The following is a 19,144-nucleotide window of genomic DNA, read 5'->3' on the forward strand; positions in this document are numbered from 1 at the left end:
TTTTAGCGCTTTTGCCGCTCCATGGACAGCGGCGGGAGGCGGGAAGACTACTGCTTGCCGACGGAGTCTTCGACCTGCTGGGCGAAGAGCCGGGCCTCGGCCTCGACGGCCTCGACCGTGCCGGTCTCGGAGGCGACGCGCTCCATCTCCTGATTGAAGACGTTCCACACCGAGAGAGCGCGGTGGATCCCGTCATAGAGGGGCTTCGACGGGTCGATGAGCGCGCGGACGACCCTCTCCGTCTGCTCCTGCACGGCGAGGGCGCCCGCGTAGGCGCGGGGTGTCGGCGCGAAGCCCTTGTAGGTCGCCCTGCAGCGCTCGCGCACCTCGGCGAGGATGTCGAGGAAGTCCTTCCCCGTCATCTGACTCGCCTTCAGGCCCTTCGCGGCGGCCGCATCGTCGGCGAGCGTCGCGAGCTCCGCGGACGCCTTGGCGACGAAGGTCAGCTCTTCCGGCGTGGCCGGGATATCGACGGGACCGCTCTGCGACGGCATGGGGATCTCTCCTGTCGGGGTGTTGGGCGCGGTGCCGACGGGGTCGGCGGTCTTCGCGCGCGGGAGCGCCTGAGGAAGAGGCATCGGCGCCTGGAAGCGCGGCGTGAGGAGCGGCGTCGAAAGCGCGGGGACGAACGACGGGGCGAAGCGCGGCGTCGAGAGGACGCCCGTCGGCGGCGTCAGCGCGAGCGGCGCCGGGTTCACGCGGACGATGACCTGCGCGCCGAGCGCGCCCGGCAGGGCCAGGAGCGCGGCGAAAGCGAGGGACGCGCGGCGTCCACCGCGCGGCATGCGCGAAGCCTTCATCGCGGATAGCATACCCGCGCGCGCGTAGGCCCGCCTGAAGCAAAGGGACCAGCCGTGCATAGGTCTATCGCGCCCGTATATATAGGGCGAAAAGCCCTGAAGCGCTCCCCCCGCCCCGGCTACCCTTCGAGGGATGCCCCTCCGGGACCTCGCCGGTCCTCTCGTCTTCGCCGCGCTCCTTGCGGCGCTCCCCGCCTCCGCCCAGCAGGCGCGGGTGACGCCCGTGCCGCCGGCCGCGCTCGGCGGCGCCGCCGCCGCGGTCGGCTCGGAGCTCGCCCGCGGGCTCGTCGTCCCCGCACCCGCGCAGCAGCTCCTTCTGCCGGCCCCGCTCCTGCAGACCCAGCCGACGCTGGCGCCGGTCCCGACGCCCGCCGTTGCGGTCCGGCCAGCCGCGGCCGCGTCCATCGAAGGATCTGTCGTCCAAGCCGCCGGGCTCGCCGTGCAGGACGCGGCGCCCGCGGTCGTCGCGGCGAAGACGGCTTCCCCGCTCCCCGCCGCGGACGGGGCGGCCGCGCTCTCCTCCGCGAGAGACGCTGACGGAACCGCGAAGACCGAGCGCCTCGATGAGGAAGCGGCGCGCGGGCTCGAGCTCATGCCCGTCGAGGATTTTCTTTCCGCGTTCTTCGACGGCGCCGCCCCCGCCGCGGGAGACTTCGAAGTCCACCCCGGCATCGAGATCCCCTCCTTCGAAGAGCCCGGCATCGGCGGCCGGGACCGCTTCGAGCTCACCGAGCTCGACGGCCACGGCGGCGTGGCCGACCTCTCGCCCGGCAGCATCTTCTCCTGGCGGCCCATCGAGGAGTCGCCCGGCCACGGCCTCGCCCCGCTCGACTGGTTCCTGCGCAAGCTCCTCGCCCACAAGGGCGGCCGCTTCGCGAAGGGCTACGAGTTCCGGGGCGCGGCGAACCGGACCGTCGCCCAGGTCTTCTTCTACGGCGAGCGCCACACCGACAAGGCCCTCATCGCGGAGAACATGCGGCTCCTCGCCGGCGACCTGCGCCCCGAGAAGGGCGCCATCATCCTCGACGAAGGCTACTTCGGCCCCACGCTACGCGGCACTGAAGCCCTCCTCTATCTCGCGAAGCGCGGCTTCGACCCGACGCTCCTCGGCCCCGCCGCGAAGATCAGCGTGAAGCTCGAGGTCCGCGGCTGGGACCGCCAGGAGACCTACGACCTCTCGCATCATCCCGTCCTCCAGCATCACATGAACCTCTACGACGTGAACCAGCACCTCTTCAGCGAGCGCCGCGGCTTCGGCTACTACCTCGACCTCGCCCGCAAGCTCTACGCCACCTGGCGCAACTGGGAGGTCATGCGGGAGCTCGCCATCGACCGCCGCAACGGGGAGCTCGACGCCAGCGTCCGCGAGGCCGTCGAGGAGGCCGGCCGCACCGGCCGTTCCGTGCACGTCATCGCGGGCGCCGAGCATCTCGTCGAGCATCCCCTCCTCGCCGCCGTCCCGCTCATCGGCCGCCCCTCCATGCGCCAGGCGCTCGTCGACGCCGTCGGCCGCGCCGCCTGGTGGACCTCCAAGCCCGCCGATTCCCCCGGTCTTTCCGACTGATCCGGCCGTCCTCCCGACCCCACCCGGCTTACGTTCGACCCCTCCGAAAAGTTCCCTCCCCACAAGGTCCGTGGACCCGCCTGCCGGCTGGGTCCGTTGAGTCGGCCCCGCGGCCCCGATAGCCCCACCTCACCCGGGCACGTTCCAAGCTGTAATGGAGAGAGCAAGGAGGTCTCATGCGCGCCCTCATCGCTTTGCTCGTCGCCGCCCAGCTCTCCGTGAGCGCCGCCGCCCAGGAAAGCGGCGCGTTCCCGCCGCTCCCCTCCGTCCAGGACGTCCTCGGCGCCGCCGAGCGGCCCGTCGTCGAAGTCCCCGCCGTCGCCGCGGTCGAGGGAAAACCCCTGCCGCAGACGGCGTCCTTCCCGCGCAGCTTCCGCATCGACCAGAAGAGCTGCGCGATGCCCTGCTTCGCGCTCTCGGTGGAGGATGGGAAGGGCGGGAGCGTCGAGCTCGGGGCCTTCGAGCATCGCAGGGACTTCATCTACAGCACCGGCGGGACCGAGCTCCTGCACGCGCGACCGTTGCCGATCCTGGGAACGACCCAGGTCTTCGAGGTCCGCGGTCCCGAGGACCGGCTCCTCGGCCGCTTCCAGATCGAGCAGATCGTCACGAAGCTCGGCTTCCCCCTGGCCTCCCGGGGCGTGATCTACCGCGTCCTCGACGAGCGGGGCATCACGGTCGCCGTCTCGGAGGAGACCCCCCGCGACGCCGAGCGCATCGTCCTGAAGACGGTCCTCGGCGCCGAGGCCGCGAGCATCACGCGCGACTTCGACCACCGGAAGTATTACGGCCCCGGTTCCGACTTCGAGTACTTCCTCGCCCGCCAGCTCCTCCCCTGGCCCATCCTGGTGGACCGCTGGCAGGTGGAGGTCGCAGCCGACGACCTCGACCCGCTCATCGTCGCCGCGCTCGCGGCGTACAAGAGCGACGCCATGCACGATAAGCGCTGAGCGTTCCTCGCGCTCAGCGGAGCAGGACGCCCCCGCCGGTCCGCACCCCCCCGGCGGGGGTTTTCGTCCCTTCCAAATAGAGCCCGACCTGCTTCCCCGCAAACAGGTTGCCGGGAAACAGGTTGGCCGGCTATCTATTCTGGTATTTCGAAAGGACGGGCGGCTGCTCGAGCAGCCAGGCGGCGACGGCGCTGAAGCCGGCCACGGAGCCGAGGATGACCGCCATGCGCATCCAGGGCTCGCCGTGCTGGAGCCGCTCGACCCCGAAGCGCACGCCGGCCTGCATCCAGACGAGGGTCCCCAGGCCGAGCAGGCCCTGCAGGAGCCGCAGCGACCAGCGTCGGCGCACGACGAGCGCGAAGGACGGGATGAAGAAGCAGACCGCCACCGCGCCGTACTTCCCCCAGCGCAGGAAGTGCGCCGCGAGGAGCAGGCAGGCGACGAAGGCGGGGCCGAGCCTCCACATGCCCTGATTCTATCACGGGCGGATTTCGTAAACTACCCGTGCCTCCATGAAGCTCGTCATCGTCGAGTCCCCCAACAAGGTCCGCAAGATCCGCGAGTTCCTCGGCGCGGGCTTCCGCGTCGCGGCCTCCTTCGGCCACGTGCGCGATCTGCCGGCCAAGGGCGGGCTCGCCGTCGCCTTCGAGAACGGGCGCATCCTCCCCACCTACGAGATGCTCGAGCGCTCCGGCCGCCACATCGCCGAGCTCGCCGAGCTCGCGAAGGAGGCCGAGGAGGTCCTGCTCGCCACCGACCCCGACCGGGAGGGCGAGGCCATCGCCTGGCACGTGAGCAAGCTGCTCGGCGAGCGCCGCTACCGCCGCGTCGTCTTCCACGCCGTCACCAAGGCCGCGGTGCAGAAGGCCATGGAAGCGCCCCGCGAGCTCGACCAGCACCTCATCGACGCCCAGCAGGCGCGGCGCGTGCTCGACCGCGTCGTCGGCTGGGTCGTCAGCCCGACTTTGCGCCGTGTCGGCAAGGAGGCGCGCAGCGCCGGGCGCGTGCAGTCGGTCGCGCTGCGCCTCGTCGCCGAGCGCGAGAAGGAGATCAAGAAGCACCGGACCGTCGAGTACCATGTGCTCTCGGCCAAGCTCGAGAAGGCCGGCACCCCCCCGCCCTTCTCGGCCAAGCTCATCGAGTGGAAGGGCCGGCCGCTGGCCCAGCGCCTGAACGACCCGACCCTCGCCGCCAAGACCGTCGAGTGGTGCAAGAAGCAGAAGTGGCAGGTCCTCGGCTGCGACCGCCGCGAGAGCGTGCGCAACCCGCCGCCCCCCTTCAGCACCGCCACCGTCCAGCAGGCCGCCTCGGTCCGGCTCGGCTTCAACCCCGACGTCACGATGAAGGTCCTGCAGTCGCTCTTCGAGGACGGCAAGATCACCTACCACCGCACCGACTCGACCGCGCTCTCGGCCGAGGGCATCGCCTCCGCGCGCGCGATCGTCGGCAAGCAGTTCGCGCCCGAGTACCTGCCCAAGGACCCCGTCATCCACTCGACGAAGGCCGCCAACGCCCAGGAGGCGCACGAGGCCATCCGCCCCACCCACCCCGAGTCCGGCCCCGACGCCGAGGGCGCGGGCGACGCGGGCAAGCTCTATCGGCTCATCTGGCAGCGCTTCATCGCCTGCCAGATGGCCAGCGGCCGCGACCAGATCACGACCCTCGACGTCGCCTGCGCGCCCGGCGTCTGGAAGACCGACGAGGGGAAGATCGTCCCCATGGCGCTCTTCCAGGCCAAGGGAAAGGTCCTCGTCTTCGACGGCTGGCGCAAGCTCACCGGCGAGGACGCCACCGAAGAAGCGAAGAAGAAGGCCCCGAAGAAGAAGGGCGCCGCGGCCGAGAGCGACGCCGCCGCCGAAGCCGACGACGAGGAGGAGTCCGACGACCTTCTCCCCATGCTCGAGGCCGGCGACCCCCTGAACCTGCTCGGCCTCGACGCGCTCAAGCGCTCGACGAAGCCCCCGCCGCGCTACACGCAGGCCTCGCTCATCAAGAAGCTCGAGCACGACGGCATCGGCCGCCCCTCCACCTACGCCAACATCATGCGCGTCATCCTCGAGCGCGGCTACGTCAAAGAAGAGAAGCGCAAGCTCCAGGCCACCCCGCTCGGCCTCGGCGTCACCGACTTCCTCCTGCGCTTCTACAAGGGCAACTTCATCGACCTCGACTACACCGCCCGGCTGGAGGAAGACCTCGACCGCATCGCCCGCGGCGAGGCCGCCTGGGAGAAGGTCGTCACCGACGCGAGCTTCGCCGTCCTCGAGCTCGCCAAGCGCGCCGGCCTCCGCTACGACCCCCTCGCCCCCCAGCCCCCCACCCCTCTCCCGCCACACGGGAGAGGGTCAGGGGATGAGGGGGGCCGCACCGCGCCCCCCGCCGCCTCCAAATAGCCTCGACACCTGGTGTCGCCACACCAGGTGTCACGACACCGGGTGTGGCGACACCAGGTGTCCTAGGCCCTATTAGGTCTTGATAATGTAAATCGTACGGTTATCCTAATAGCGATGGCCCCCTCCATCCCTTCGGCGCTCCTTGCGCTTCTTCTCTGCGCGCCGCTCCACGCGCAGCCGCGCACGGGTCAGGTCACCGAGATCCCCTCGGGGACCAGCGTCAACGGCGTCGGCGCCGCCCCCTCCGCCTCGCTCGCGCCCTCGGCCTCGCTCTCCGGCGGCTCGCTCAAGCTCGGCCCCGCGCTTACCGCCCCCGCCCCGAACCCGGTCGTCCAGCTCCGCATCGCTTCCATCGAGCGCTTCCGCGCGCTGACCGGCGAAGCCGCCCTGCTCCCCGCCCAGCGCGCAGCGCTGGAACAGGCCGCTCCCGCCGTCCTCCTCAAGGCGCAGGCCGAGGCCGCCGCGGCGCTCATCGCGCACTCGAACCCGGCTTACGACTCCCGCATCACGCCCGAGAGCCGCTTCACCGATTCCCCCGCGGAGCTCGAGTACAAGAAGACCCTCGCCGAGGCCCGCGTCGTCCTCGAGAACGCCCGCCAGGCCGGCCTCCAGGTCGGGGCCCTGCGCGCGGGCCTCTCCGTCGACGGCAAGATCGACGCCGGCAAGCTCGAGCGCGCCTACGACGGCAGCGCGCTCCTCAAGGGCCTGCCCAAGGCCCTCTCCGAGGACCCGACGCTCGCCGAGCACGTGAAGGACGGCGCCCCCGTCCACGCGCTCGCGCGCCTGGCCTACCTCCAGCAGAACCACCCCGAGCTGCGCGAGCGAACCGGCAAGGCCGCCGTCGAACTCCTGCGCACCCGCATCACGCGCGCCGGGACATCCCCCGCCGTCCTCGACCTCGGCAACACTCTCAAGACCGCGGAGAGCTTCCTCGCCCGCCGCCAGTACGGCCTCGCCCTCGAGGCCGGCCGACGCCTGCTCGCCGCGGCGAAGATGGCCCCCATCGGCGACATGACCCGCCGGGCGCTCGCGATGCAGGCGTACGCGCTGATGGACTCGGCCAAGGACCGCGGCGGCCCCGCGCTCTACGGCCGCATGGGCGAGTTCAAGGCCTCCGAGCTCCTCGCGCGCGTGCGCGAGCTCCAGCGCCGCGACCCCGGCGCCTACGTCGGCGACCCGCTCACGGGCGAGCCCATCCGCGTCCAGTGCTACGGCGACTGCGCCGTCCAGCAGGCCTACAACCATCCCCGCCTCGCCGCGCTCGCGAGCCAGCTCCCCTACCTCAGCTTCCTCGCCGCCGTCGAGGCCTCCAACGGCACGAAGGTGCGCAAGGAGGGCCTCGCCCAGCACGAGAGCCGCTTCCTCCTCCACCGCCTCGGCCTCGAAGCCGTACGCCACACGCCGCCCGACGGCCCCGAGGCCCTCGCCGCGCTCCTGCGCGCGCACGGCGCGCTCCTGGTGACGGTGAGCTGGCACGCCCCCAAGGCCCTGCGCGGCGGCGATCACGCCGTCCTCCTCCAGGGCGCCTTCCGCGAAAACGGCCAGTGGCGCTTCGTCGTCGTCGACTCCAACCACTCGCGGCCCCAGCTCTTCTCGTACCTCGACCTTCAAGTGCTCAGCCCCAGCGAGTACTCCTCCGTCGAGCCTCTCGCCGTGAACTCGCCCTACATCTCGAAGGAGATGCGCGCCGTCGAGGACCCCGGGCTCCGCCTGCGCGCGAGCGCCCACGACTTCATCCAGCGCTTCGCCGTGCTCCGGCCGCACGTCCCGTGGTGGAAGCGCGCGCTCTTCGCCGCGCTCAACGCCGTGCGCACGCGCGTCGGGCTCGACGAAGCCGAGCCCGAGCCCGATTATCAGCTCGACCCCAACGCCATCCCCATGGGCAAGGTCCCGCAGGTCGTCAAGGACGCCGTGAAGGCCGGCATGAAGCTCCCCCCCGAAGCCCTGCTCAAGGGCCCCGACGGCAAGACCTACCTCAACCGCACCCTGCTCGAGCGCCTCCTCCAGTCCCGCAAATAGCCCCTCATACCTGTTGTCCCGGAACCTGTTTTGCGGATAACAGGTATCCGCATACCTGGTTTAAAAAATGGAGGTATGAGTCTATTTGGAAGGAGAAGGAGAAACGGCGATAAACGCTACTTTCTGGGGAGGTCGCGGACGGGGCGGAAGCCGATGGAGGCGACGCGCAGCTCGGGGATCTCGTCGCTGCGGTGCGTGGTCATCATGCGGCGCTGGCGCCGGTCCCAGGAGCCGCCGCGGATGACGCGATGGTTGCCCATCGGCTTCTCCCAGGCCGCGCCGTCGGCCGGGGCGCCGACGTAGTTCTCGTGGTGCCAGTCCTGGCACCACTGCCAGACGTTGCCCGCCATGTCGCAGAGGCCCTGCTCCGTGTTCCCTTCCGGCTTCGAGCAGACCGGCCAGGTCCGCTCCATGCCGCAGCCGTCGAAGCCCCCCTCCGAGAAGACCGCGCGCCGGCAGGTCGCCTCGGCGTCGCCCCAGGGGAACTTGACCTGCTTGCCGCCCGAGCGGGCGGCGTACTCCCACTCGGCCTCGCTCGGCAGGCGCCCGCCCGCCCACTCGGCGAAGGCCTTCGCCTGCTTCCAGCTCACGCAGACCGCCGGGTAGTGTTCGCCGAGGAAGTTCGAAGGCACGCACTCGAGGGGAGGGCTGCAGGCCCCCGCCGCGACGCAGGCGCGGTACTGCTTATTGGTCACCACCGACTTCGCCATCTCGAAGCCGCGCACCATGACCGGATGCGCCGGCTTCTCGTCGGGATAATGGTCGGCGCCCATCATGAACGAGCCGCCCGGGATGCTCACCCAGACGATGCCCGCCGCCTCGGCCCCGGGCGCCTGGCCCTGCGCCCGCGGACCGATGAGGAGCCCGCAGAGCAGGATGGCCAGCCCGGCCGCGAGGCCGAAGGTCCTCACCTCAGTCTGCCCGCTCCACTTCCAGCTCGGCCGGCATCGGCTTCGGCTTCGCCATGCGCTGGTGGTTGTAGTAGTAGACCATCATGCCCAGCGTCGAGGCGACGCCGACCATGCCCAGCACCACCCAGACCTTCCAGGGATGGTGGAGGTCCCAGAGGAGCTTGTTGGCTTCCTGCATCGTCGCGCCCTTGCCGCCGTTCATGAGCGCCAGCATCGCGTCCATGACCTTCTCGTTGGGCAGGGCCTTCACCGCCTCCGCGCTCTGGCCCAGCACGTCGGTCAGGTAGAGCCGCGCGAAGCGGATCTTGCTGCCCATGCTCTCGTAGAGGAAGCCCGAGGCGAAGTTCCCGACGCCCCAGCCGATGGCGAAGGGGATGTTCGAGTAGCCCATGTAGAGCGCCTTCTTGTCCGGCGGGGCGGTGAGCCCGATGTACTCCGAGAACTTCGGGCTGCAGACCATCTCGCCGATGGCGAAGACGAAGATCGCCAGCGCCACCATCGAGCCCAGCGGCGTCGCGCCCGCCCAGATGAAGGCCGCCACCGAGATGACCATGCCGCCGATGAGCGCGACCATCGGATGGAACTTGCCCGTCAGCCACGAGATGGGCAGCATGAGCGCGATGATGGCGAAGGAGTCGATGTTGATGAGCATCTCCGGCTTCACGTTCCCGCTCGCCAGCACCGTGTCCTTGCTGATCCACGCGAAGAGCGGGGCGATGTCGGTCGAGGTCACCCACTCGTCGATGAAGTTCGGCAGCAGGTCCCAGAGCTGCATGAACATGAGCCAGAAGCCGCTGAAGATGCCCAGGAAGATGAGGAAGTTCTTGTCCTTGAGCGTGGTGATGGTCGTGATGAAGGTCTCCGCGACCGTCTTCTTCTTCGCGTCCGGCGCCTTCTCCGGCTCCTGATAGAAGAAGTAGGTCGGGATGAAGTTGAACGCCGTCACCCCCGCCGCGCAGAGGAAGACGAGCTTGAAGTTCGTCTCGCCGCGCAGGATGGCCGCCAGGATCGGCGCCAGGAAGCCGCCCACGTTGACCATCCAGTAGAAGATGCCCCAGGCGATCGAGCTGTTGTCCTCGGTCGACGCCTTCGCGATGGTGCCCTGCACCGGCGGCTTGAAGATGGCCGTGCCCAGACCGATGAGGCACGAGGAAGCCAGCGCGCTCCAGAACCCGCCCGCCACCGAATAGCACAGGTAGCCGATGATGTTGATGGTGTAGGCCACATAGAGGGACTTCTTGTAGCCGTACTGGTCGGTGAAGCCGCCCGAGACCATCGGGACGAGGCACTGGATGATGGCCCAGATGGAGAATATGGTGCCCTTCTCGGCGTAGGTCAGGCCCAGGCCGCCCTGCGCCACCGAGTAGATCATGTAGAGCGGGAGGATGGCCCGCGCCCCGAAGTAGGCCAGCCGCTCGTTGGCCTCCATCCAGTTCGCGCACCAGAAATTGGACTGGAGCCCGCGCATCTGCTGCCACACCGACAGTTTGCTCGCCATCTCGTGCCTCCGGGTCCTTCGCGCGTATATTAGTAATTCCACCGGGGGGGTGGGCGGGCCCGGGCATCCCGGCGGAACTTCCCGCACCCCTCGCTCGTAACCCAGGCATGACGCAGGCACGCGGATGGCCCTGGCGGATATCACATATTTGTGATATACTTCGGGGGTCGGGAGATTTTGGCTCCGGCGGCGGAGATGGAAGCGGCCCGCGCAGGTACGAGGTCGTGCTGGCCCGGGACGCACGGGAATTCCTCGCCGACATGCCGGAGAAGCACCGGAGGAAGGCGATGGCCCTTCTCCAGCGCCTCTCGGAGCTCGGTCCGGACCTGCTCCGGCCGCACGCCGATGCGCTCAGAGGGAAAATCCGGGAGCTGCGCTGCGGCTTCGCGCGCCTCGAATACCGTTTTCTTTACTTCTTCGACGGCGACCGCGCGATTCCGACGCACGGCTTCCTCAAGAAGAGCGCCGCCGTCCCGGAGCGGGAACTGCGGAGAGCTGAACGCTTCTATGACGACTTCTCCCGCGAAGAGCGGAGACACTGATTTAGGACGAGAGAACGAACAATGAGACCGACCCGTCGACCGCAGCCGCGCCGCTTGGACGGCGCCGTCGAGTTCCGCGACCTCCTGCGCGAAGACCTCAAGAAGCCGGGCTTCCGCAAGGATTTCGAGGCCTATTACCTCGAGCTCCGCGTCGCGGAGAAGCTCCACGCCCTGCGCGAGGAGCGCCGCATGACCCAGAAGGAGCTCGCCGCCCGCCTGAAGATGAACCAGAACGCGGTCTCCCGCCTGGAGGCCTGCGAGCACAGCATGACCCTGCGCACCCTCCAGCGCGTCGCCGCCGCCCTCGGCTATGAGATCGACATCCGCTTCAAGCCGGCCTCCCTCCGGCGGCTCTAAATTTGTTTAGTAGACGCGGCCATCCATGAAGCCCCCCTCCGACGCCCTGCAGGCCCTGCTCAAGAAGCACTGGGGCTACCCCACCTTCAAGCCGCTCCAGAAGGAGGCCGCCGAGGCCGCCATCGCCGGCAAGGACGCGCTCGTCGTCCTGCCCACCGGCGGCGGCAAGAGTCTCTGCTACCAGCTCCCCGCCGCGGCCGGCAGCGGGCTCGTCCTCGTCGTCTCGCCGCTCATCGCGCTCATGGACGACCAGGTCGCCGCCGCGCGCGAGGCCGGGCTCAAGGCCGACGCCCTGCACTCGAACCTCGACGACGACGAGAAGACCTCCGCCTACACCCGGCTCGCCGCCGGCGAGACCCAGCTCCTCTACGTCAGCCCCGAGCGCCTCCTCGTCGGCGACATCCTCGAGGACGCCGGCCCCCGTCTCACCGTGCTCGCGGTCGACGAGGCCCACTGCGTCTCCCACTGGGGCCACGAGTTCCGCCCCGAGTACCGCCGCTTAGCCGAGGTCTTCGACCGCTTCCCCCTCGCTTCGCGCATGGCGCTCACCGCCACCGCCACCCCCGAGGTCCAGGACGACATCTGCGTCCAGCTCGGCCTGCGGGAGCCCCTGCGCCTCATCGGCCATCCCGACCGGCCCAACCTCGTCTACCGCGCCTTCCCCCGCCGCGACCAGGCCGCCCAGGTCCTCGAGGTCGTCCGCCGCCACCCCGGCCAGGGCGGCATCGTCTACGCCCAGACCCGCAAGGACGTCGAGCGCCTCGCCGAGGGGCTCACCGCGCACGGGCTCTCCTGCGCGCCCTACCACGCCGGCCTGAACGCCGACCAGCGCCGCAAGACGCAGGCGGACTTCGTCGGCGAGAAGCTCGACGTCGTCGTCGCCACCATCGCCTTCGGCATGGGCATCGACCGCTCGGACGTCCGCTACGTCGTGCACGCGAACACCCCCCGCTCGGTCGAGCACTACCAGCAGGAATCCGGCCGGGCCGGCCGCGACGGCCTCCCCGCCGAGTGCGTGCTCCTCTTCGCCGCCTCCGACCTCGCGCTCCACCGCTGGCTCGCCAAGAAGGACGCCGACCTGCCCCCCGAGCGCGAGCGCGCGCTCGAGCGCCAGCTGCGCTCCATCGGCCGCTACGCCGTCTCCCCGCTCTGCCGCCACAGACTTCTTAGCGAACATTTCGGAGCCGCGTATGCGGCTCCGAACGACGAGGAGGGCTGCGGCGCCTGCGACGTCTGCCTCGGCGAGACCAAGGGCCTCACGCCCGACGAGGCCCTGCTCACCTCCAAGAAGCTCTTAAGCGCCGCCTGGCGCACCGAAGGCCGCTTCGGCACCGGCTATGTGGTCAAGCTCCTGCTCGGCCGCTCCGAGGAGCGCATGGAGCGCCAGGGCCACGACAAGCTCCAGGTCTTCGGCCTCCTCAAGGACGCCGGCGAGCCGGCCGTCCGCTCCTGGCTCGACCAGCTCATCGTCCAGGGCTTCCTCGAGGTCGTCGAAGGCGAGTACCCGCTCCTGCGCATCACCGACGCCGGCAAGGCGCTCTGCCAAGGCGAGGGCGTCGTGCGCCTCGGCATCCCCGTCCCGCGCGGCAAAGGCAAGAAGGCCAAAGGCAAGGCCGCGAAAGGCAATCTTCCGTTGCTCGACGCCGACGCCGAGCTCTTCGAGCGCCTGCGCGCCCTGCGCCGCCGCCTCGCCGACAAGCTCGGCGTGCCCCCCTACGTCGTCTTCCACGACGCCACGCTCATGGAGCTCGCCGCCCTCAAGCCCCGCACGCTCGACGATCTGCGCGGCATCAAGGGCATCGGCGAGCGCAAGCTCGAGCGCTACGGCCCCCTTTTCCTGAAAGCCCTCTCCGGAGAGAACCCCGAATGAACGAGATCGAGACCCTGATTCAGAACATCATGGACCAGGAGGTCGGCTACCCCATCGAGGGCATGCGCGCCCTCATCGCGAAGGGCGAAGCCGCCGCCGCGCCCCTCCAGGCCGCCGTGCTCAAGCGCGCCGAAGAGAAGTGGTTCAACCCCGTGCCCCTCCTCGTCGTCTTGGGCGAGCTCCGCACCGCCGCCGCCCTCCCCTTCTTCATCGAACGCCTGAAGGCCTCGAAGGACGAGGTCGTCCTCGACGCCGTCTCCGACGCCATTTCGAAGCTCGGCGAGAAGGCCCTGCCCTCCGTCGTGAAGCTCCTCGAGGACGGCGAGCCCGGCGCCAAATACTGGGCGCTCGCCACCCTGGGCCGCATCGGCAAGACCGCCATCCCCCACCTGCGCGCCGCGCTCAAGAAGTACCCCGAGCACGCCGGCGTCATCGCCCTCTCGCTCGGCAAGCTCGACGACAAGTCGGTCTTAGAGGAGCTCAAGGCCATCTACGTCGCCCTGCGCGAGGACTCCCCGTGCCACGAGGACGTCGGCGACGCCATCGGCCATCTCTCCGGCGCCGAGCCCTTCACGCACGAACAGCTCAACCTCCACCCCTGGGTCACGCTCTGGCGCCCCCGCCCCGTCTTCGGCTGGACCCCCAGCGCCACCGCCGCCCGGGTCGGCTACATCGTCTGGGACGAGCATCGCCAGGGCCGGGTCCCCAAGGACCGACCCGCCAAGCGCCCGCTCGCCGAGGTCCTCAAGCCGTGCACGGACCCCCATCACCACCACCACGGCGAAGAGGGCGACTGCGCCGAGTGCGGCCGCAAGATCCGCCGCGTCGCCGGCCTCGCCGTCTGCCCCGACAACGCGTTCGGCTCCACGCTCCATCAGGAAGACCTGCTCCAGCAGTGCCTCAAGCACGGCCTCAAGACGATCCCTCAGGCCTTAGACGACCTCGACGACGAGGTCATCACCGACGCCCACGAGTGGGAGGACTTCGGCGACGAGCGCCAGGACGCCTGGCTGCTCGCCCAGCACACCTTCGAGTTCCTCCTGCTCGAGGGCTGCGACGACCTCCAGGCCGGCATCGAGAAGCTCCGCGCCCTGCGCGCCGGGCTCGGCAAGCTCTGGGGCCTGCCCCAGGAAGAGTTCTACGACGACGAGCTCAAGGCGCTGGAAGCCAACATCGCCGCCGGCCGCGGCATCACCGTCCAGCGCGACGCCGCCAAGATCGGCCGCAACGACCCCTGCCCCTGCTCCTCCGGCAAGAAGTACAAGAAGTGCTGCGGTAAGTAGTCCGGTCCCCCTTCCTCTCGTCCCAAACAACCGCACGTCGTAGCTTTGGGACGTCCCGAACCTACGGCGTCTGGATGTTCGGGACGAGGAAGGGCAAGGGGAGGGTAGAACCCTTAAGCCGTAACCTCCACAGCCTCCGGCTGCCTCCCCCGGCGGGCGGGTGGGCGGTGCCGCGTGGCAGGAGGTTCGGCACTATCGACCTCCCACCTGTGCCGAACCTCCTGCCTCCAGACCTCCCGCCAAAAAATGGGGAAGCCCCCGCCTCTCCGCGGGGGCTTCCCCATCCGTCCTCCTGAAATCTACTTCCCTCTGAGCTTCGCCAGGTTCTTCTTGTACTGCTCCTCTTCCGCCGGCTTCTTCGAGTACTTGATGGCCAGCTCGTAGTCGGCCGCGGCCTTCTCCCCGGCTTCCCCCGGACAGGCGAGGCTCGGGCAGTAGTAGTCGGCCCGGTCGAAGTAGCGCTGGGCGTTCTTCGGGTCGGACTCGATGGCCTTGCCGTAGTCCTCGAGAGCCAGCGCCCTCTCCTCCGCGGTGAGCTCCCGTGGGAGCGTGCGCGCGTACGCGCGGTTGCGGAACCAATCCGCCTTCACCTTCGGCTCGCTCACCCGCTCGAGTACGTCCGAGCAGAGCTTCACGAGCTCCTTGGCCGTGGCGGCCGTCGCCTGCGCGTCGTTGCGCAGCATGAGCGCCATGAAGGAGTCTCCCTGGTACTTGCGGGCCTTCTCCTCGACCCAGGCCTTGAGGTCGCTGCGGTCCTCGGGGCCCGCGGCCCGGGCCTCCATCGCCTCCGCCTTCTTGTCCAGCCCCGCCGCGCGGTAGCGCTCCGCGAGCGCCGTCTGGTACTCCTTGCGCGCCGGCTGGAGCTTCACCGCCTTCTCGAGGTCGAACATCGACTTGATGAGTCCGTCGGGGTCGCACTCGGGCGCGCAGCGCGCCGCGGCGCGCCGGGCGTAGAGGTCGTGGTCGTTGGGCGCGGCGAGCAGCAGGGCGTCGAGGTCCTTGACCGCCGCGGCCCGGTAGCCCGCCGCCTTCGCGTCCCCCTCCTCGGAGAGCTTCGCGAGGCAGGTGTTCGCGTCCGCCCGGGCCCCGCGCAGCAGCGCGTGCTTCGGCGTCCTCGGCAGCTGCTTCTCGGCCATCGCGAGCGCCTTCGCGCAGTGCGCGCGGTTCTCCTCCTTCGTCAGCCGCGCCGACGCCGAGCCGATCTCCTTCTGGGCGTTGTAGGCGATGAAGTCCGAGTACTGCGCGTCGCTCATCGTCTCCGCCCGAACCCGAGCCCCCGCCGTGCACCCGAAAACGATGATGAAAGCCAGTGCCTGTCTCATGCGCCCATGATATCAAAGCCCCTGCCGGAAACGGCAGGGGTTTTGACTCTGCCGCAACCTGTGCAGCTTCCGGGTCGCGCCCCCGACGGGCGGGGGGGTGAGGTGCCACTTGGAGGTATGCGCAGCCGTTCGCGCATACCTCCAAGCTCCAGACCCCACACCATCAGTTCCCTTCCCCCCGCATCTCCGTTACCTCCCCGCATAGGCTCATTGTCTCCCCCCTTCCGCCCGATGAACCCATCCCTACACTCGCGACAAAAACTACAATCATCATCATGAAACGACTCCTCCTCGCCGCCGCCCTGCTTTCCCTCCCCTTTCGCTCCGCCGCCGCCGACCCCGCGCAGGAGAAGCGCTACGCCGGCATCCCGGCGCCAACTGCGACCGAGCCCGCCGCAGCGGCCCCCGCGCAAGGAGCGTCGAGCTCATACTCCTCGGACAACGTCTTCGTCGGCCGCTACGGAGAGGTGATCACCTACGAAGGAGGCTGCGTCATCGAAGCAGAGATGCGCGGACCTGTCGAGGTCGTCCGCTCATATTCGCGACGCGTCTATCACCCGGAAACGAAGACGTTCACCGTCCAGTTCCCTAAGCCCGAGGATTTCACGCCTGAGAAGTTCGCGCCGATGGAACTCGTGCAGCTGCTCGTCATCCCCAAAGACGTCCCGGGCGGCCTCAAAGACCTCGCGTCCATGCGCCGCGCGAAGGAAGATGAGCTTTCACGCGCAGGCCTGACCTACGCGCTCAAGGACGCGCAGTCGTTCGAGTTCCCCCCGGGCTCCTTCGAAGTCCGCGTCTCGTCGCCCTATCGGCTGGTTCAGACCTACACGGAGTCCAAAGAGCATTTCTTCATCCTGACAGGTGGCGGAGTCTACGGGGACACGAACTATGGACGCATCAACACATCCCTATCCAAGCATGTACTCCTATCCATACCCCGCCCGCTGCTCAAGAAGAGCACGTTAAAGGAGGCCCTGTCGGACACCTCCCTCATGGGATGGGGAGGCTGGCTCCTCGTCATGGTCCCCGCGTGTCTGCTGGCGTTGCTCTCAAAGCTCTCGCGGCAGGGGCATGTCCTGCGTTTATCGTACATCGGCCGCAGCGTCCTCGTTGCCGTCAACCTCGGGGTTCTGTACGGGGTCGTCACCCAGACGGTGCTGCTCGGGTTGAAATTCTCGATGAACGGGGACATCATCGCTTTCCTCCCCGGATTAATCGTGCCCTGGCTGTTCCCGTGGATCGCGGCGCTCGTGGGAGGCCGCTACACCTCGCGTCTCTGGAAGTACCTGCTCATCGTCTTCGTCTGGTACGTCCTCTTCGAGATGATCCGAGTCCCCTTCAAGCCTCTTTCCGCGGACTCCGAGATCCGCATGGCTTTCGGAATATCGGGTCTCGTCGGGATCCTCCACGGCGTCTGCTTCGGCCTGGGATACCAGGCCGCGCAAGAGGAGCGTCATGAAGGCTCCTGCTAGGACCCTCACCGCCGCCGTCCTCTCCATCCTGTGGGCCATCCCGGCGTCCGCATGGGACTCCGGTTTCGGGTTGCCGAGCATCCCGACCCTCCCGCCGATACGCATCGACCCGGGGACTTCCCTCCCCTCGGTTCAAACGCCCAAACAGTGCCATGAGGTGATCGAAGAGCACCGCGTCGAGGTCAATGAAGCGAACATCGAAGCGCAGGCCTGGTCGATCCTCCATGGAAGAGGGTACACGGAGAATGGCTTTCGAACCGAGGTCTTCAACAACATGCAGAAGGCCGGAGAAGCCTTCGATATCCAGCGTCTCGAACTTACTGGAGTGATGACGGATGATGACGCGGAGTCTCCACACGAGGACATCTTCGATCGCCATCTCCATCCCTCTTACATGGCGGATCTGAACATGGAGGTCCAGGTCGTCAGTAGCCCGGGCGATATGGTCCGCCAGACGAATACCGAGATATGGGGGGAGCGAAACGCGTTAGGCGCGGATAGCCCTGCGGTCTATTCCCGCGAAGTCTGGGAACAGAAGGTCGACGCATATTGCAATGGCATCGGCGCGGGAACCTGCAAGGACCCGGGCGGCCCGATCAAGCTCCGCCAGGATATGGAAGCCTCGATCGGCGCGACCGACATGCTCGGCCACGAGCGTGCGGCCTATTACAGATATCTGGACGCGCACGGGGCTTTCCCGACGACCGCCGCACAGATGGCGGCCAAACAGGACGACCTCGTCACGAAGAAGATGAACGACGAATTCCGCTCAGCGTCGAAGGACGCCCGCGCCATTCTCGAAAGCTCCCCCATCACGAGCGAAAAGCACCAGGTCTGCGAGGACTGGAAGCCCCGCCAGGACGCGCCGGCCGCGCAAGCCGCTCAGCCCTACAATCAACCGCCGGCTGCTGCCGCCGTCCCCGCCATCCCCGCCTATCGCGACGCGAACGTCTGCAACGCCGCCCTGCTCGCCTCGTGGTTCGAGCAGATCGCCGCGCAGGCCTGCGCCGACCCCTCGAACCCGCCGACCGCGCCCATCGACTCCGCGCGGCTCTGCAAGCAGACCGAGCGTTTCAACGAGGGCTACCGGCCCGGGAACACCGATGCCTGCGTCCAGAACCTCTTCGTCTCCCTTCGCAATCAAAAACAGAGCAACCAAGCCTATCTAATGACCGCAGAATGGGTCACCATGCGCGCAATCCAGATTCGGGAGAGCATGCGGCCCCAGCAGCAGCCGATCGACACTGAACTCTACCCCGAACCCAAACCCAAGACCTGCCGCCACGGCATCTGGAACAAAGACGATTATCCTTGCGACTGATTTGCAGCCCGTCCTCAAACGCAAAAGGCCCCCGCAAGGGGGCCTTTCATTCAGCGTAGATGTTTATCAGCGCCTACACGCAGAGCACGTAGCCCTCGGCCGTCGAGAGCAGGCGCAGGATGGGAAAGCCCGCCAGATCGCGGCGCAGGCGCTGGACGGTCACGGCGACGATGTTGCCGTCTTGCTCGCCTCCCCAGACTTCCTTGAACAGGGCTTCGCCGCTGAGCGGCTCCTTCGCGCGGACCAGCGCGCAGAGCAGCTCGAAGCGCTTATCCGCCAGGGGAGGCAGCGCCCGGTCCCCCACCCAGATCGTGCGCGAGACCAGGTCGATGCGGAGCGCGCCCTTCTCGAGGAAGCGCAGCGCCTCGGCGCCCTTCTCCGAGCTCCGCTTGGCGCGCAGGATGTCCCAGACCTTCTCCGAGAGTTCGGTCCCCGTGAACGGCTTGCGCAGCAAGCCGCCCGCCTTGAGTCCCAGCGAGGCCGTCTTGAGCAGGCCCGCCGGGTCGGCCTCCGCGGTCGAGCAGAGGATCGGGATGTCCCGCGTCTTCGGGTCCACGCGCAGGACCTGCAGCACCTCGAAGCCCGTCACGTCCGGCAGGTTCAGGTCGAGGACGATGAAATCCGGCACGAGCTCGCGCGCCGCGCTCAGCCCGCTCGTCCCGTCCGGCGCCTCGGAGACGTCGAAGCCCATCGTCTCGAGGAACCGCCTCAGCGTGCAAGCCTCCGCCGGGCTGTCCTCGATGAGCAGCACCTTCAAGACTTCGGGAGGCGGCGTTCCAGTCTCGTTTTCCATGTCGGTTGAGCCCTCAGGCCGTCCAGAGTATAGGCATCCACCCTGCCCCTGT

Annotated in this window: 16 protein-coding genes; 10 read left to right on the forward strand and 6 right to left on the reverse strand. The window is 68.6% G+C overall.

Annotated features, from left to right (window positions below):
• Positions 1-47 precede the first annotated feature (47 nt).
• Positions 48-800, reverse strand: a complete 753-nt coding sequence (locus tag WC969_08175) for a hypothetical protein (protein MFA6029814.1) — start codon at positions 798-800, stop codon at positions 48-50.
• A gap of 133 nt (positions 801-933) precedes the next feature.
• Here WC969_08175 and WC969_08180 point away from each other — a divergent pair, with 133 nt between their 5' ends.
• Positions 934-2,364, forward strand: a complete 1,431-nt coding sequence (locus WC969_08180; protein ID MFA6029815.1) for a hypothetical protein — start codon at positions 934-936, stop codon at positions 2,362-2,364.
• A gap of 176 nt (positions 2,365-2,540) precedes the next feature.
• On the forward strand, positions 2,541-3,314 hold the full coding sequence (locus WC969_08185; protein MFA6029816.1) for a hypothetical protein: 774 nt from the start codon (positions 2,541-2,543) through the stop codon (positions 3,312-3,314).
• A 130-nt stretch (positions 3,315-3,444) separates the two neighbouring features.
• Here WC969_08185 and WC969_08190 read toward each other — a convergent pair whose 3' ends face one another.
• A complete protein-coding gene (locus tag WC969_08190; GenBank protein MFA6029817.1) occupies positions 3,445-3,780 on the reverse strand; it encodes a hypothetical protein in 336 nt (111 codons plus the stop codon).
• Positions 3,781-3,826: 46 nt separating this feature from the next.
• Here WC969_08190 and topA point away from each other — a divergent pair, with 46 nt between their 5' ends.
• Complete coding sequence (gene topA, locus WC969_08195; GenBank protein ID MFA6029818.1) at positions 3,827-5,704, forward strand: type I DNA topoisomerase; 1,878 nt, start codon at positions 3,827-3,829, stop codon at positions 5,702-5,704.
• A 114-nt stretch (positions 5,705-5,818) separates the two neighbouring features.
• On the forward strand, positions 5,819-7,723 hold the full coding sequence (locus WC969_08200) for a hypothetical protein (GenBank protein ID MFA6029819.1): 1,905 nt from the start codon (positions 5,819-5,821) through the stop codon (positions 7,721-7,723).
• Positions 7,724-7,839: 116 nt separating this feature from the next.
• On the opposite strand, the gene WC969_08205 is transcribed toward WC969_08200, so the two are convergent.
• Both WC969_08205 and WC969_08210 read right to left on the reverse strand, forming a co-directional pair.
• Complete coding sequence (locus tag WC969_08205; protein ID MFA6029820.1) at positions 7,840-8,634, reverse strand: formylglycine-generating enzyme family protein; 795 nt, start codon at positions 8,632-8,634, stop codon at positions 7,840-7,842.
• Between the two features lies 1 nt (position 8,635).
• Positions 8,636-10,132: an MFS transporter gene (locus WC969_08210; GenBank protein ID MFA6029821.1), complete on the reverse strand. Its 1,497-nt coding sequence runs from the start codon at positions 10,130-10,132 to the stop codon at positions 8,636-8,638.
• A gap of 107 nt (positions 10,133-10,239) precedes the next feature.
• Here WC969_08210 and WC969_08215 point away from each other — a divergent pair, with 107 nt between their 5' ends.
• Genes WC969_08215 through WC969_08230 form a run of 4 tightly spaced genes read left to right on the forward strand, consistent with a single transcriptional unit; the run spans position 10,240 to position 14,184 of the window.
• The gene (locus tag WC969_08215) at positions 10,240-10,674 is read left to right on the forward strand and encodes a type II toxin-antitoxin system RelE/ParE family toxin (GenBank protein ID MFA6029822.1); all 435 of its coding nucleotides are present in this window, start codon (positions 10,240-10,242) and stop codon (positions 10,672-10,674) included.
• Positions 10,675-10,695: 21 nt separating this feature from the next.
• Positions 10,696-11,031, forward strand: a complete 336-nt coding sequence (locus WC969_08220) for a helix-turn-helix transcriptional regulator (GenBank protein MFA6029823.1) — start codon at positions 10,696-10,698, stop codon at positions 11,029-11,031.
• 25 nt (positions 11,032-11,056) lie between these two features.
• Positions 11,057-12,901: a RecQ family ATP-dependent DNA helicase gene (locus WC969_08225; protein MFA6029824.1), complete on the forward strand. Its 1,845-nt coding sequence runs from the start codon at positions 11,057-11,059 to the stop codon at positions 12,899-12,901.
• Complete coding sequence (locus tag WC969_08230) at positions 12,898-14,184, forward strand: HEAT repeat domain-containing protein (protein MFA6029825.1); 1,287 nt, start codon at positions 12,898-12,900, stop codon at positions 14,182-14,184. The genes WC969_08225 and WC969_08230 overlap by 4 nt, the downstream gene beginning before the upstream one ends.
• Before the next feature lie 299 nt (positions 14,185-14,483).
• Here the strand turns inward: WC969_08230 and WC969_08235 are convergent, their stop codons facing one another.
• Positions 14,484-15,506: a hypothetical protein gene (locus WC969_08235; GenBank protein ID MFA6029826.1), complete on the reverse strand. Its 1,023-nt coding sequence runs from the start codon at positions 15,504-15,506 to the stop codon at positions 14,484-14,486.
• 275 nt (positions 15,507-15,781) lie between these two features.
• On the opposite strand from WC969_08235, the gene WC969_08240 reads away from it, so the two are divergent.
• Both WC969_08240 and WC969_08245 read left to right on the forward strand, forming a co-directional pair.
• Positions 15,782-16,978 (forward strand): hypothetical protein, encoded by a 1,197-nt coding sequence (locus tag WC969_08240; protein MFA6029827.1) that lies wholly within the window; start codon positions 15,782-15,784, stop codon positions 16,976-16,978.
• On the forward strand, positions 16,962-18,299 hold the full coding sequence (locus WC969_08245; GenBank protein MFA6029828.1) for a hypothetical protein: 1,338 nt from the start codon (positions 16,962-16,964) through the stop codon (positions 18,297-18,299). The genes WC969_08240 and WC969_08245 overlap by 17 nt, the downstream gene beginning before the upstream one ends.
• A gap of 73 nt (positions 18,300-18,372) precedes the next feature.
• On the opposite strand, the gene WC969_08250 is transcribed toward WC969_08245, so the two are convergent.
• The gene (locus tag WC969_08250) at positions 18,373-19,092 is read right to left on the reverse strand and encodes a response regulator transcription factor (GenBank protein ID MFA6029829.1); all 720 of its coding nucleotides are present in this window, start codon (positions 19,090-19,092) and stop codon (positions 18,373-18,375) included.
• Positions 19,093-19,144 lie beyond the last annotated feature (52 nt).

It is taken from the genome of Elusimicrobiota bacterium (assembly GCA_041660925.1).
Lineage (GTDB): Bacteria > Elusimicrobiota > Elusimicrobia > UBA1565 > UBA1565 > JBAZUV01.